Source organism: Baia soyae, from assembly GCF_004341445.1.
Taxonomy (GTDB): domain Bacteria; phylum Bacillota; class Bacilli; order Thermoactinomycetales; family Thermoactinomycetaceae; genus Baia; species Baia soyae.
This window is the reverse complement of record NZ_SLXV01000059.1, coordinates 1-13,953: the sequence shown is the minus strand read 5'-3', so window position 1 is coordinate 13,953 and position 13,953 is coordinate 1. Positions and strand designations below refer to the sequence as shown.

13 protein-coding genes and 1 pseudogene are annotated in these 13,953 nt (G+C 42.1%); 4 read left to right on the top strand and 10 right to left on the bottom strand.

Features of this window, described 5'->3' with window-relative positions:
- Positions 1–248 precede the first annotated feature (248 nt).
- Positions 249–446: a hypothetical protein gene (locus EDD57_RS13540; protein ID WP_131849946.1), complete on the top strand. Its 198-nt coding sequence runs from the start codon at positions 249–251 to the stop codon at positions 444–446.
- A gap of 56 nt (positions 447–502) precedes the next feature.
- Here the strand turns inward: EDD57_RS13540 and EDD57_RS13535 are convergent, their stop codons facing one another.
- The 4 genes from EDD57_RS13535 to EDD57_RS13520 all read right to left on the bottom strand — a co-directional run bounded on the left by EDD57_RS13535 (position 503) and on the right by EDD57_RS13520 (position 5,460).
- Complete coding sequence (locus EDD57_RS13535; protein WP_243649563.1) at positions 503–910, bottom strand: hotdog fold thioesterase; 408 nt, start codon at positions 908–910, stop codon at positions 503–505.
- Positions 911–1,423: 513 nt separating this feature from the next.
- Positions 1,424–3,196 carry an ABC transporter ATP-binding protein gene (locus tag EDD57_RS13530; protein ID WP_131849945.1) on the bottom strand — a complete coding sequence of 591 codons (1,773 nt, stop codon included), beginning with the start codon at positions 3,194–3,196 and terminating at the stop codon, positions 1,424–1,426.
- A gap of 10 nt (positions 3,197–3,206) precedes the next feature.
- Positions 3,207–4,463, bottom strand: a complete 1,257-nt coding sequence (locus EDD57_RS13525; protein ID WP_131849944.1) for an FAD-dependent monooxygenase — start codon at positions 4,461–4,463, stop codon at positions 3,207–3,209.
- 34 nt (positions 4,464–4,497) lie between these two features.
- A complete protein-coding gene (locus EDD57_RS13520; protein WP_207896841.1) occupies positions 4,498–5,460 on the bottom strand; it encodes a hypothetical protein in 963 nt (320 codons plus the stop codon).
- A gap of 205 nt (positions 5,461–5,665) precedes the next feature.
- On the opposite strand from EDD57_RS13520, the gene EDD57_RS13515 reads away from it, so the two are divergent.
- Positions 5,666–7,570 carry an ABC transporter permease gene (locus EDD57_RS13515; protein WP_131849943.1) on the top strand — a complete coding sequence of 635 codons (1,905 nt, stop codon included), beginning with the start codon at positions 5,666–5,668 and terminating at the stop codon, positions 7,568–7,570.
- Between the two features lie 52 nt (positions 7,571–7,622).
- Here EDD57_RS13515 and EDD57_RS13510 read toward each other — a convergent pair whose 3' ends face one another.
- Positions 7,623–8,207, bottom strand: coding sequence for a DUF3238 domain-containing protein (locus EDD57_RS13510; RefSeq protein ID WP_131849942.1), 585 nt, complete (start codon positions 8,205–8,207; stop codon positions 7,623–7,625).
- Between the two features lie 133 nt (positions 8,208–8,340).
- On the opposite strand from EDD57_RS13510, the gene EDD57_RS13505 reads away from it, so the two are divergent.
- The gene (locus EDD57_RS13505) at positions 8,341–8,763 is read left to right on the top strand and encodes a MarR family winged helix-turn-helix transcriptional regulator (protein WP_131849941.1); all 423 of its coding nucleotides are present in this window, start codon (positions 8,341–8,343) and stop codon (positions 8,761–8,763) included.
- 44 nt (positions 8,764–8,807) lie between these two features.
- Here the strand turns inward: EDD57_RS13505 and EDD57_RS13500 are convergent, their stop codons facing one another.
- Positions 8,808–9,536 (bottom strand): MerR family transcriptional regulator, encoded by a 729-nt coding sequence (locus EDD57_RS13500; RefSeq protein WP_131849940.1) that lies wholly within the window; start codon positions 9,534–9,536, stop codon positions 8,808–8,810.
- Between the two features lie 111 nt (positions 9,537–9,647).
- Between EDD57_RS13500 and EDD57_RS13495 the strand changes: the two genes are divergently transcribed.
- Complete coding sequence (locus EDD57_RS13495; protein WP_131849939.1) at positions 9,648–10,277, top strand: DUF2238 domain-containing protein; 630 nt, start codon at positions 9,648–9,650, stop codon at positions 10,275–10,277.
- Here EDD57_RS13495 and EDD57_RS13490 read toward each other — a convergent pair.
- The 4 genes and pseudogenes from EDD57_RS13490 to EDD57_RS13475 all read right to left on the bottom strand — a co-directional run bounded on the left by EDD57_RS13490 (position 10,246) and on the right by EDD57_RS13475 (position 13,776).
- Positions 10,246–11,094 (bottom strand): 1,4-dihydroxy-6-naphtoate synthase, encoded by an 849-nt coding sequence (locus tag EDD57_RS13490; RefSeq protein ID WP_131849938.1) that lies wholly within the window; start codon positions 11,092–11,094, stop codon positions 10,246–10,248. The two genes, EDD57_RS13495 and EDD57_RS13490, sit on opposite strands and share 32 nt — an antisense overlap.
- Before the next feature lie 3 nt (positions 11,095–11,097).
- Entirely contained in the window at positions 11,098–11,754 is a 657-nt protein-coding gene (locus EDD57_RS13485) for a futalosine hydrolase (protein ID WP_131849937.1), read from the bottom strand.
- Between the two features lie 248 nt (positions 11,755–12,002).
- Positions 12,003–12,770, bottom strand: a pseudogene (locus EDD57_RS13480) (TylF/MycF family methyltransferase); the annotation flags it as partial.
- 88 nt (positions 12,771–12,858) lie between these two features.
- Complete coding sequence (locus EDD57_RS13475; RefSeq protein WP_165873833.1) at positions 12,859–13,776, bottom strand: O-fucosyltransferase family protein; 918 nt, start codon at positions 13,774–13,776, stop codon at positions 12,859–12,861.
- Between the last annotated feature and the right edge of the window lie 177 nt (positions 13,777–13,953).

Below are 13,953 nucleotides of genomic sequence, written 5' to 3'. Positions count from 1 at the left end.
CAAACGCTTGAAGATAAAACTAAAGGGCATGAGCCCGGTTCAATACCGAACGCATACCCTGCGGGTTGCTTAAAACTTCGTGTCTAACTTTTTGGCTTCACTTCAAGTTACATCATCTGTTCTTAGTTCGCGCGATACCCCTGGAACAATTCTCTGAATTTCTCATTGTCGCAGGTGAATTAATGTACATACCCATTCAACAATCTCTAATGGTTGATATCATCCCTCTGGAAAGTAGAGGATCGTATATGGCGACCAATGAATTTGGAAATTTAGGAGCTTTAATATTGGGATCTTTAGCTGTTTCATTAGGTGCCATCTTCCCTTCTTGGACAATGGGAGGGATCATCTTTTTCTTTGGCATCATAAGTCTAATTCTGTTTATACAAATACCTGTTCATAAAGTGAGTCAGAGTCAGACTCCAGCAAAGATAAAAGCAAGTTAGACCTAAAAATGAAGCCTTCATTTAGTGAATTCTAAATGGAGGCTTCATCCATTTCTCTATTTCGCACCGATAATCGCCATCGTACAACGCGAAATACAGAGCAAATTCCCTTCTTCGTCTACAATCTCAATGTTCCACACCATCGTCGTACGCCCCTCATGAAGAACCGTCGCAATCGCGGTCACGATCCCATCTTTTTTTGAGCGAATATGATTGGCATTAATCTCTAGACCCACTGTCCCTTTTCCCATAGGTGCCACTTTAAAATACGCCCCGATACTGGCCGCCGTTTCAGCTAGAGCCACAGATGCCCCGCCGTGCAAAAGCCCCATTGGCTGCCTAGTCTTAGGACCTACCGGCATAGTGAGAACTACCTTACTCTCACCTAACTCTACTAACTCAATATCAAGCGCTTCTATTAACGTTCCTTCTATAAACTCTTTCCACTCCGGTCGGTTTGTCACAGATTTCACTCCCCTTGTTATGTAAAATCCCTCGCCATAAACATACTTACTTTACAGTATAAAATAAATTCACAGAAATGAATAGCGAATCAGTTTCTCTAGACATAAGCCAAAAATTGAATTTGTCCGTGTTTTTATCGTTTTCAAATCATATAATATATTGTATCTTCCATCACTTTCTTTTTCTCTAAAATTGACCTCCTCACTTTTAAAGTATGAAAAACAAGGAGGTGTATAAGATGAAGATTTCTGGTTCCAAATGTCATTGTCATCACAAGTGTCATCACCATTGTTATCACCGTTGTCGTCGACACGGTCATAGTCGCCACCATTGTCATCATCTTTGCAAACGCCTATGTCGTCGTCATTGTTGCTGCAAATAAAGAAGGCTTGTCTTCCTCTAGACATAAAAGAATAGGGAACTTTCCCATATTTTTATCGAATAAACAAAAACCATCTATTGGAATGTAAGATCAACTTCCAATAGATGGTTTTTCTTACTCCCATACATACCTATAAATCAACCGAATCCCTTATCTCCAACCGAAACTGTTGTTCCACCAAACGCTGATAAAGCGAATGACTCTGCAACAATTCCTCATGCGTTCCAACCCCAGTCAATGTCCCTTTTTCTAACACCAGAATTCGGTCCGAATCCACAACAGTTGATAATCGATGAGCGATAATCAACGTTGTTCTACCTTGCATCAAGTTTTGCAACGCATCCTGAACAACCTTTTCCGAAGTAGAATCCAGCGCCGAAGTCGCCTCATCTAACATGAGAATCTTCGGATCATGCAAGATAGCTCGTGCGATGGCAATCCGTTGACGTTGACCACCTGAAAGCATGATCCCACGCTCGCCTACTTGAGTATCAAGCCCTTGTGGCAAATCTTGAATAAACTCAGCAGCATACGCCTGTTCAGCCGCACGAAGAATCTCCTCTTCCGTCACTTCCCTCTGCATGGCATAACAGATATTTTCCCGTATCGTTCCTGCGAGAAGAGGACTCTCTTGAGATACATAACTAATACAACTTCTCCACTCTCTCAGATCTAAATCTTCTAACGAAACATCCCCGATCCGAATGGTTCCTGAGCTCGGATGATAAAAGCGCTCCACTAGGGAAAAGATTGTCGTCTTTCCACTTCCGCTCGGTCCCACAATTGCCGTTACTTCTCCAGGCTGAATCGTAAAGGTAACATCGTGTAGCACTGCCTCATGATTGAGGTACGAGAAGCTAACATGGTCAAAACAAATCGGGACGGTAGTATCTACTTTAAGCAGATTGCTTTCTTCCTCAGGCATCTCTGGTTCACGGTCATGTTCGAGGATTTCAATGATCCGCTCCGTTGCTCCCATTGCCTTCTGCAAGCTTGTGAAGAAACGCGTTAACATCGTAATCGGTAGCAAGATTTGGAACAAATATAAGATAAACGCTACCAAATCTCCTGCCGTCAGGTCTCCCGTCGATACACGATACCCTCCGTATCCGATGATGACGACCAACATAAACATCATCACAAAGCCCATTAGGGGTTGTAAGATCGCAAATATGCGAGCTTCTTTTAGCCCTATGTCAAAAAGATGGTCAATTCCTTGATCTCCATTTTTCCGTTCTACAGGCTCACCCACGTAAGCTTTCACCAAGCGAATTTCCGAGATCACTTGGGTAATGGTACTGGTAAACTGGGCCGTTTCCGTTTGTAGCCGCTTCGAAACCTGCCTCATCTGCTTACCCAGCGGTCGCATGATGAGAAATATGACAGGCACGGCACTTAGCATCACGAGTGTCATCGACCAATCTAGGTATAGCAAGATAGATAGAGAGCCGATTAGAGAAATCATCCCCGTAAAAATGGAAACAAGCTGGTTACTGATCAATTCTTTAATCACAGCCGTGTCATTATTAATACGGCTAATCGTCTCGCCTGAACGATTTTGATCAAAAAAGGTAACAGGTAAATGAAGTGTTTGCTTCCAAATCTGCTTTCGAATATTGGCTACTACTTTCTCTCCCAGATACGCCAGATAGTAGGTAGAGACTCCACCGGCGATTCCTTGTACTAAGAAAGCAGCTAACAAAAACCAGATAAATTGGTATTGAAAGTGATCCAGGGAGATGACATCGATCAGGTTTTTGGTAAAGAGTGGAACGATGAGGCTCGCTACCGTAGAAAGCAAACTGAGAGCTAACACTAAAACGATCATGGCTTTTGGTAATGATTGTAGGTTAATCAGCCCCATAAACTTTTTCATATCAATTTTTCTTTTTTGCGATTCCATATGGTAAGGTTCACCCCTTTCTAGAAGATTTATCTTTAAATCGAAACCTCTCATCTATGTGGATATCTTTTGGTAAAGTCATCATTTTCCTCAATACGGTCGTGGCAATAGGCGTACGAGTGAATAGTGCGAGAAAATAGGGGCGTAGCTTATTGAGAATCGGATGTCGATTAAATAGCATCCGCCCCATCCGCATTTGAATTCGGTGAATCATACGGATCTCTGAATCACGCACTTGCTGGACACGACCGAGTGAGCTGGCAGATACATCGTTTTTATTTAGCGAATCATAGATCGTCTCAGCGGCAATCGCGGAAGTGGTGACAGCCAACGATACGCCAATAGCCCCTGCTGGTGAGGAACAGTGTGCAGCATCCCCAATCAGTAGGCACCCATCCTGCGCCCACTCCTTCACATATTGTGTCTTCGCTTGTAAAGGAAAAAACGAACGAAAGCTGGTAACCGTTTGTAAGAAGGGGTGAAACGCAGGAGACATTTCCGCCAAATCTGCTTTAAACGATTCAATCCCTTCTTGTTGGATCTGCTTCCATCTCCCTTTTCCCAATACGATCCCGACTTGTAGGAGATTCGGGTATTTGGGCAAGGTTAGATAGGGATATTTATCTGTCATATGAAATTGCAATACATCTTGTGGATTCTCAGGTTGATCAATATTAAACCAGATGATATCGCCGGGATAATCCTCATATTCGAGCTGAAACCCACCTAATCGGCGAATCGCAGAAAATCGTCCGTCCGCTCCTACGGTCACTTTGGCCCGGATTTCCGTTCGTTCCTTCTTCTCTGTTTCAATCACGACACCGGTTACGCGCCCATTGTCACGTAGCAATGCTTTTACGGATGCATGAAACTTCATATGAAAGTGAGGCGAGTCTTTCATATAGTCATAATAAGCTTGTAACAAGATCGGTTGTGGGGTCCAGATAGCGTACGGGATCTCAGGGATAAATCGATGAAAGGCAAACTCCCCTAACTTTCGTCCCTTTTGAAAGAAAGTACCCGCTCTCACTTGCGCATGCGGGAGACTCTCGATATATGAACGCATTCCTAGTTGCTCCATTAACTGCAAAAATCGGGGTTGCAACACTTCACCCCGATATTCGCGATCAAAATTCGCTTGGCTTTCTACGATCGTTACCTCTACGTTAGCCTGAGCCAGCATCATTCCGAGTACCATCCCAGCTGGCCCACCGCCCACAATCACCACATCTGTTTCGACGACTTCTGATTTCTCACGCTCGTCCATCCTAGATCGCTCCTCATAAGAGATTCCCGATTGCCTAGCGATACCCATTATATACATATGTGCGGCTATAAGAACCTAGGTTACCAAAATAAACTTCCATCAAATGGACAGGATCCATTGCCATCTCTCCTGCTTCAACAGGGCCATCGTTGGAATCATTCCATTTCCATGCCGTATTCGCAGCATTGTCTTTCCCGTTATCACCCTTAAAGGTTCCCCAACTAGCAAATGTGTCTGGATCATAACGATGATCCCAGAGGCCACCAGGAGCAAATGTGTTTACCAAGGTGTATTTGACAGAGCGATCATTTCCACTGGAAGGAGCTTCGGATGTCTGGCGATCTGGATAATAGATAACACCATCTCCACCAGGAAAGTTTTTACCATTCCAATTATAGATGCCATGTCCTTTTGCATCTTGGTAAGTAGTTGGGCGACTCACTCCGCCGTAATCCACCATGCGAATCGGACCATCGATATTTTCCTTACCATCTGTTAATTGACTTCCCGCTGGCGTATACGAGTAAAAGTCATTATGATAAACCGTCACCATTCCTTCTAACTTACCATGGGTCGTGCCATCCTTCCTGACAATCATCATCGCGCCTTCTGCATCATTTTCATGTGTGTCCAGCCCAAAATCAGGATAATCCACCCAATCACGAGGATGATAAAAAGTATAGATCAAGAAATAATGGGATTGTGTCTCCGTAACCGAATATGTAACCGATCCCTTGAGACGACTCGCATCATCATCTTGGTGCTCCCAGTTATTATTCATCACCCAGTCTCCATCATAATTCATAGCCGTGATGTAATCTGCATCCGAATCCGTATCGTCCGTATCCTGATAATGAACGGGCGCCCATCGATACGCCAAATCCGTATAATCCGGTGCCGCAAGAACGGAAACAGAAGCAATCGGACTTGCAACCGCCATCACGGTTAGTAACACCATCACAACGTACTTCATGTAACCCACAGAACCATTTTTCATAATCCTTTTCATCCCCCTACCTTACAATCTTTTAAGATTCATATAAGGTTTATCGATATTTACTACCTTATATACATGATACATTATTAGCTGCACGCACATGATAGGAAAAGAGGAGTGATTTTGTAATGAACATACTAAGAGTGGATTATAAAAATAGAAAATGTGTTAACCAAATTTATCGTGGAGTTAGGAGGAATAGAACATGAACTTTCGCCAATTCGCATTTAATAACGTCAAGCGGAATCGACGTGCCTACTCTGCCTACTTTTTGAGTAGCTCGTTTGCCGTTATGATTTTCTTTGCCTATGCTCTATTCATTTTTCATCCAGAGTTGGCAAAATCAGACCTGGGAGATCAGGCTAAAATGGGAATGACAGCAGCAGCCTATGTGACCTTTGTTTTCTCATTTTTATTTGTGCTCTATTCAATCAGTGCTTTTTTGAAGATCAGAAACAAAGAATTTGGGCTGTTGACGATCTTAGGGGCACAACGAAAACAGATTAATAAGCTGATTTTCCTAGAAAATATACTGATTGGATTCGCTTCGATTGTGACCGGAATCCTGAGTGGACTCCTTTTTGCAAAACTGTTTCTCTTATATGGATCTAATATTGTAGAGACAGAGCTTTCCTTTTACCTACCCGTAAAAGCGATAGGGCTCACGATAGCGGCCTTCTCTGCTCTATATATTGTGATCTCCTTTTTGACCCTCTTCTCTATCCGTCAAAAAGTAGCGTTGGAGCTATTAATGGGGACAAGCAAGCCAAAGAAAGAACCAAAAGCACATATCCTGCTCGTTCTTTTATCCATCCTGTTAATCGTCACTGCATACTATTTATTGTACACAAACTTTAATACGATCCTTTTGGCCCTCACACTAGGGATTATTGGAACGTACCTCTTCTTTACTCAATTTAGTGTGTATGTGATGCGACTATTAAAAAAAAATCGCTCTTTCTTCTGGAAAGGTACTAGGATGTTATGGATTTCAGAGATGGCTTATAAGATAAAGGATAATGCACGGATGTTTTTCATGATCACGATTGTGACTGCCATGGCTTCTGTGGCGATTGGCCTTGTCCAGTCATTCGATTATGTGGGAAAAGATTCTTATAAAGAAGTGCCTTTTGCTATTACTTTCAATGTTACCAAAGAGTACAAAAACTGGAAAACAGATATGCAGAAAATGGATCAAGAATTAGAGAACTCAGGGATTAAGTATGATAAGGCGATTGCTGAGCTATCTGAGATTCAGCTGACTGATGATAATTCCGTAAATGTGACGAATGAATCTAGTTATAGGCAGTTATCTAAGCTGCTTGGACTGAATGCTTCTTATAAATTAAAATCTGGAGAGGCTATCTATATCGCTCCTAAGTCAGATAAGCGAGGAATACAGGTAGGTCAAAAAGTATCGAAGTATCAGATCGTGGAGCGAATCGATAAAAGGATTACCAGTTATCGCCCCCTTTTAGTTGTAAATGATGAAGCCTTTCAACAGATTCAAGCCAGTTCAGTAAAAGAAAAAAATCTATCCTCAGGGATTAGATCTGTATACTATTCTGTTCCAGCTTGGTCCGGGGAAAAGCCCCCTCTCTCAGATTCTGATCAAGTTAAGATTAGTAAAAAAATAGAGAAGAGTGTTATGAGCGAGGATGGCTATGTTTCGACTAGAGCAGGTAGTTATATAGAATTCAAACATTCAACAAGTCTACTCAGCTTTATCTGTATCTTTATCGCAGCTGTTTTCTCGCTTGCCACTGCCAGCTTCCTATATTTCAAACTATATACCGATTTAAATCAGGATCAGCGTATCTATCATATGCTTTCCAAAGTTGGCCTCAGCACTAGCCAGATGAGACGGACTGGTACGATTCAAATTGCTATGCTGTTTTTCATCCCGCTTATCGTTGCAGGATTGGAAGCTATACTGAGTCTACAGATCTTAAATAAAGATATACTTGGTCATCTTCCACTATGGGAGATGCTGACCCCTTCTTTAATAAGTGTATCTGGGTTCTTCGTAGTCCAGTTCATCTATTTCTTTATCGTTCGAGTTCTATATTTAAAGCAACTAGATAAGGTTATGGTCAAATCAGGTAAGTAGAGAAATAGGGTTGTCAGAGGAAATATCCATCCGACAACCCTATTCACTCATCTTATGAGATCACCTTATGAAACTTGTACTCCATATCTCCACCCAGCGCTTCCCGAGTCTCACCATTCTTTCTACAGTCATGAGTATAAATTTCTACAAATGGACCAAAATCCGTTTGCTTATAAAACTCAAAGCAAGGGAATCCATCATGTTCACCTGTCACTTCCACTCTGCCGCTTTCCTTCACATGAACGGTTAATAGATAATCCACAGTAGGTATATCTTGCAATGGGTTACGCGCACTTGCTGTCATCTGAAAATGAACGCCATCTTTTTCCCATTTCGTATGAATACACTTGATGTTTTCTGTACTCGCTCTATCTTCTTTATAGCTAATCGATCCATCTGGGTGAGTGAATTTTTCTACTGTGATACCTGTGCTCTCAAACGAAAAGATCTCTCGTTTCTGAAAGTCCACTACCACCTCTTGCTCCACTCTGGAACGAAATGTATTCCCTGCATGAGGTGTAAACTCACGTCCATCACCTAAGCATTCAATTATATTACCTGTATCGCCATCTGGTTTAGGTTCTGTCCAAAACACCGGAGAAAATACACTCGCTCTTATTTTTACAATGTTAGCCATATCAAAAGCCTCCATTTAATTTGTTATAGTCTCTCACTCACATATAGTCAACTTGATTGACCATATACAACATAGTACACTTATTATCACATGTAGTCAACCTAGTAGACTAAATAAATCAGGAGGCTTCGAAATGAGCAATATGGATCTGGTATCCCTACTATCCACATCTTTTCAAATACTAATCGATAAATTACACCAGAGACTATCTGAATTAGGTTTTCATGATATCCGGCCTGTACATGGATATCTAATTAAATATATCGCCATAAATAATGGGGCTACAGGAATCGAACTAGCTGACCATCTCGGAATTACTAAGCAGGCAGTGAGCAAAATAGTCGATTATCTAGAGGAAAAACATTATGTACTGAGAAAACCACATCCTACCGATAAACGAGGAAAAATCGTTGTCTTAACCGAACGTGGTCGATTAGTCGTGGAAACAAAAGAAAAAATTCTGAATGAGATCGAACAACATTTAATAGATGAAGTAGGTGCTGAGCGATTGCAAATGATGAAAGACGATCTAGCAAGCGTCATTCGTAAAACATAGCCAAAAGAACTTCTCCCTTCAAAATAAGGAAGAAGTTCTTTGCTCTACTTTTGATGACGGTCTGCATAAACTCCCATCGCATCACACATAAACGTAGCTAATCCTTCACCAAAACGATCGATATTTTTCGTAAATCGCTTATCTGATACATACATCTCTCCTAAAGATCGAAATGCCTCTGGCGTATAGTCACCAAAGCTTTGTAACAGATCATACCACTTGGCAATAGCGGATTGTGCCTCTTCTGAATCTGAAGACATATGCCGAATACTTGCTAGATGGAAGTAGAGATCATTCATTTCTTTTTGGATCTCGGGTCCCATCTGAGCCACTTTCTGATTCGACCGATTTACGGCTTCATCCCCCCAACGTTCCCTCGCTTCTTGTTCATACGGATTCGAACGAAAATCAAATCCCTCAAACTTTTCTTCTGTTGTCATTTGAATCTCCCCTTTGTCATGTTGAATCGTCTTCTCCACGGTTTGGATCATTTTATCGAGACGGTGCCGTTTTTCTAGTAACGTTTGATGATGCATCTGCAGTGCTTCCTGTTGATCAAATGTAGGACTATGAACGATTTCTTTAATCGTTTGCAAGGAGAAGCCTAATTCTTTAAAAAATAAAATTTGCTGGAGCAACTCTAAATTTGCATTAGAGTATAGGCGGTAACCTGATTCAGAAGTCTCATCTGGGACGAGCAATCCAATTTCGTCATAATGATGGAGCGTGCGCACACTCACTCCCACTAAGTCAGCTACTTCTTTCACTCTCATGAATGGTGCTCCTTTCTGTTTCCAACTATAAAGTATTACGTAACGAGAGAGTCAACACGCATTCGATTGGAAATAATATTTGATAATCAAGAAGAATAAGAGGGGACAAAGATGAATCGTAGGTGGATATTGGGGATTATGTTATGTATTTTATTTGGAGTACTCATCTGGTCTGGAATTCAGCCTGTTAAAAGATCACTCTGGTTTTTTGAAGCAGGACCAGCTGTACTCCTCATTCTTGCCTTACTCATTACGTACCGTCGTTTTCCGCTTACTACTCTGACCTATACCATCACATTTATCTCATGCATCATTATGATGATCGGCAGTCACTATACATATGCAGAGGTCCCTTTCTTCGAAAAGATAACGGAAACATTTCATTTTTCAAGGAATCATTTTGATCGTTTTGGACATTTTTTCTTTGGGGTGATTGTGGCCGCTTTTTTGAGAGAGATTTCCATACGGACCAGCAAGATTCGAGAAAAGAAGCTATTTCCCATCTGGATTCTTAGTGTCACGTTAGCTCTTAGTGCAGCGTATGAACTATGGGAGTTTCTCATTGGGTATCTCTTTACCGAAAATGTGCAAGAATTTATGGGGTATCAAGGGGATATATTTGACTCTCATTGGGATATGGTAATGGCTCTTTTAGGAGGGATCGCTCTGTTATTATGTAGTAAATGGCAGGACCGACAGATTAAGTCGGTCACGGGTAAAATGGTTGAAAAAGGTGACTAGGCATTTCGGGTACTAAGCCTTCTCTCGCCGCTCTTCCTAGCAATGCTTCAATGGCCTGATATCCTTGGATCCCTAAATTGGCACTAAACTCATTTACATATAAATTGATATGAGCCTGTGCAACTTCTAGATCCATCTCTTGAGCCAATTGGAGGATATACTCTTGTGAAGCTTCTGGGTGCTCCCAAGCATATTGAACCGATTGCTGAATGATAGAAGCAATCCCTCTTACATCTAGATCACGACGGGCAATAATGGCTCCTAGCGGAATCGGAAGCCCTGTATCCTCTTCCCACCACTCACCGAGATCCTTCACTAATTGCAGGCCAAATGTCGGGTATGTAAAGCGGGCCTCATGGATTACCAAGCCAGCATCAACCACCCCATCCCGCACAGCAGGCATGATCTCATGAAAAGGCATCACTACAATCTCGCCTACTCCACCTGGAACATGTCCGGCAACCCATAAGCGAAACAGTAGATAAGCCGTCGATCTCTCACTCGGAACCGCTACTCGCTTGCCTGATAATGAGCTACTTCCTACCTCTGTATGTTGCCCATTTACCAGCACTAAAGGACCACAACCTCTACCTAACGCTCCACCACATGGCAACAAGGCGTATTCAGGACGCACCCATGGCAAAGCCGCACAAGAGATTTTCAGCACATCATACGAAGTGGACTCGGATGCCCAAGTGTTGGTTTTATCAATATCTGCATATGTAACATCCAGCTTCGGAGCTCCAGAAATCAAGCCATGTACCCAAGCATGATAGATAAATGTATCATTTGGACAAGAAGAAAATACTATTTTCATCGTCTATAGCACCTCTTTACATTTTGAAAACGCTTCTTCTAACATCAATAAAGCATCTTGTAATTTCCACCCATCCCGATCACGAGGCCCCACTAAATTGGAGATCGAACGAATCTCACACACAGGGATGTTCATCTTCTGAGCTGCTGTAGCGATTCCAAACCCCTCCATCGCTTCCGCTCGTGCCTCCGGATAGTCTGCTACCAACCGTTTGGCCGTCTCTGTCGTACCCGTTGTCGTATTCATCGTAAGGATCGGGCCCATAGAAACGGGAACTCCAGCCTGCATGAGGGTTTGGTAGATCCGTTTCGTCATCTTCTCTTCCACTTCAATCGATCCCGAACCAAATCCTAATTCATCGATGGAGATAAATCCATCTGGTGACTCTGCTCCCAAATCGCCCGATCGTATTTGGTCTGCGACTACGATATGCCCCACCTCAGCTCGTCCAACAAACCCACCTGCCACTCCTGCGATGATCACGAGATCAAATGGAATCGGGCTCTGTACCAATTCAAGTATCGTTTGAACGGCTGATGAGACCGGGCCAACTCCAGCAGCAATCACTTTCACTCTCTCATTTTCATGTCCGAGCCCGCGAAGAACGGCTTTTCTTTCTACCTCTACAGCAGTTACGATCAAAATTCGTGATGTACCCATCCCTTACAATCTCCTTCATTCTCTATTACTCCTACCATACCATAAATAGGATTTCATTTTCGTATCGCCCCACGTCAAAAATCCCCCTGCTATCACATTGCAGAGGGATTTTTGACGTGGGGCGACTTATCGATTTAAAACCTGTATATTCGGTCATGACCTTGTGAGGCTACAGTTGCCTGGGCTACTACTGGCTCAGTTGGCCGGACTTCTGGTTCGGTTGGCTGAGCTACTTCTATCTCTTTGGTTTTTTTCCAAAATGCACTAAATCCATCCACGTTTATAATCGATTCCGTAATGTTAAGCTTATTCCGGAAATCATGCACTGCACGATGGCACATAGGTACTGAATAATCATTAATGATGACATATCCACCAACGGACACCTTATGATATAGATTCATAAAGGCTTCTGTTGTAGAAGAATACATAACACCGTCCAACCTAGCTATCGCAATTTTTTCAATTGGCGCTACTGGTAACGTTTCTTTAAACCAACCTTTTAAAAAGATGACTTGATCATCTAATAAATCGTATTTTTTAAAATTATCGATTACCTCTTCCACAGAAACCCTTAAAAAGTCTACTTCATGAAGGGTTAAGCCCGCATCAACCGGATACTGTGGATCAGGGGCAGGTAATCCTTCAAACGAATCAGCAACCCAGACTTTTCTATCTGTAATTCCGTGTGATTTCAAAAATCCTCTCATAAGAAGACAAGATCCACCCCGCCAAGCTCCTGTTTCTATAAAGTCGCCCTCAATATTTTCATTTATTACAGAAGTCATACATTGATGTAGATTATTTATACGTTCCCTGCCAACCATAGTGTGCGCAATCGGAGGCCAGTCTTGACCCCTTTGTCTATTTTCTTTTGTAGGAGAGAAAAGAGCATTATTGGGATCCAGAAATTGCACATATTTTTGTTCATGCTCAAGATAAATCTCAAACAGAATGGCCTTTTTTAACAGTTCCAGATACAACTCTCTGTTTGCTTGCTCCCTACTAACCGTCATATCTAAAATCCCCTCTCACATCATGATATAAAATAAATATGCGAGAAATGGATCGATAGTACTACGGTAAAGTTATAGAAGCATAATCCTAAGCCATTCCCGTTACGGAAAGACGAGGGAACCAATCTTCCCAACATGCTTGATAATCAGGATGTAGATTTGTGAAGTGTTGATAATGACGAATATAAGCTGCCAAGTATGAGAAAGAAGAAGAGTGTGGTCCTATGAACAACGGAGCCCTCGTACATACCATCCAATCAATTAACGCTTGTTGCTCTAGGCATAACTCATCAAACTCTTGTTGTAACTCTATATCTTTTTCAAAAATATCCTTTTTATTTATAGCCACTAGATGAGGATTTCTTTCTCTTAACTTGTCTACTAAGACCGCATACTCGTCAGCCTGTGATCCAGAAGCCACATAGAGAGCAGATATGTTTTTCGTATCAGAGAAAAATGTGATCACACTATCAAATTGACTTTGTCGAATGGATTCTAATCTCGATTCTCCAATATCCGAAAAACTTAATAAATCCCTCTCGATTCGCAACTGGGCGGCAGTCCATAGAGGATATTCAGCCATGGAGTCGATAATAAAATGTGATAGCCTTATGACTTCCTTAGACCAAGGAAAAGCGTTTGCGAATAGTAAACCTAAGTCCTTTATTTCGGCTGGAGTAGGTGCTCGCATAGGCATTCGATTGCAGGTGAGTAATAAATCCGAATCCAGCATCTGAACTTCCTCGGCACGTTTCACTTGTATTTCTTTTTCTTCCAGCATTTTGGATAAGCCCTCTACATCGATAAATGAATCGACTTGTATTCGTTGAAAAGGAGGTACGCTTGTTAAATCAACCGAAGTCCGTGTTTGAACATCACTTAAAACAAGGCAAACATCCATCCCTTGACCCCTATGGAATAAGGCTTCTCCCACTGCCCTAAAAATGGCCATCAATTGGTTACACAGTCCTTCAGTTCCTTGGATTGAATATTGAATATACAGCATGAAATGAACCACCTCTACCATTAGTCAACTTCAAAAAAACGGGTTATGTAATCCTTATTCCATTTTAGGCAAGCCTATTCCACAATCGAGTAGGAGGGGGTGATTAACCCCCGACCTCTCACACCACCTAGCATGCGGTTCCGCACTAGGCGGTTCACTTAAGTCTGACGAATCCAA

Excerpts from the sequence above, each read along its gene's own strand:
- EDD57_RS13540 (WP_131849946.1), top strand. The coding sequence starts at position 249 with ATGGCGACCAATGAATTTGGAAATTTAGGAGCTTTAATATTGGGATCT.
- EDD57_RS13530 (WP_131849945.1), bottom strand. The coding sequence starts at position 3,196 with ATGGAATCGCAAAAAAGAAAAATTGATATGAAAAAGTTTATGGGGCTG.
- EDD57_RS13490 (WP_131849938.1), bottom strand. The coding sequence starts at position 11,094 with ATGAAAATAGTATTTTCTTCTTGTCCAAATGATACATTTATCTATCAT.
- EDD57_RS13510 (WP_131849942.1), bottom strand. The coding sequence starts at position 8,207 with ATGGCTAACATTGTAAAAATAAGAGCGAGTGTATTTTCTCCGGTGTTT.
- EDD57_RS13515 (WP_131849943.1), top strand. The coding sequence starts at position 5,666 with ATGAACTTTCGCCAATTCGCATTTAATAACGTCAAGCGGAATCGACGT.
- EDD57_RS13495 (WP_131849939.1), top strand. The coding sequence starts at position 9,648 with ATGAATCGTAGGTGGATATTGGGGATTATGTTATGTATTTTATTTGGA.
- EDD57_RS13500 (WP_131849940.1), bottom strand. The coding sequence starts at position 9,536 with ATGAGAGTGAAAGAAGTAGCTGACTTAGTGGGAGTGAGTGTGCGCACG.
- EDD57_RS13485 (WP_131849937.1), bottom strand. The coding sequence starts at position 11,754 with ATGGGTACATCACGAATTTTGATCGTAACTGCTGTAGAGGTAGAAAGA.
- EDD57_RS13525 (WP_131849944.1), bottom strand. The coding sequence starts at position 4,463 with ATGGACGAGCGTGAGAAATCAGAAGTCGTCGAAACAGATGTGGTGATT.
- EDD57_RS13475 (WP_165873833.1), bottom strand. The coding sequence starts at position 13,776 with ATGCTGTATATTCAATATTCAATCCAAGGAACTGAAGGACTGTGTAAC.
- EDD57_RS13505 (WP_131849941.1), top strand. The coding sequence starts at position 8,341 with ATGAGCAATATGGATCTGGTATCCCTACTATCCACATCTTTTCAAATA.
- EDD57_RS13520 (WP_207896841.1), bottom strand. The coding sequence starts at position 5,460 with ATGAAAAATGGTTCTGTGGGTTACATGAAGTACGTTGTGATGGTGTTA.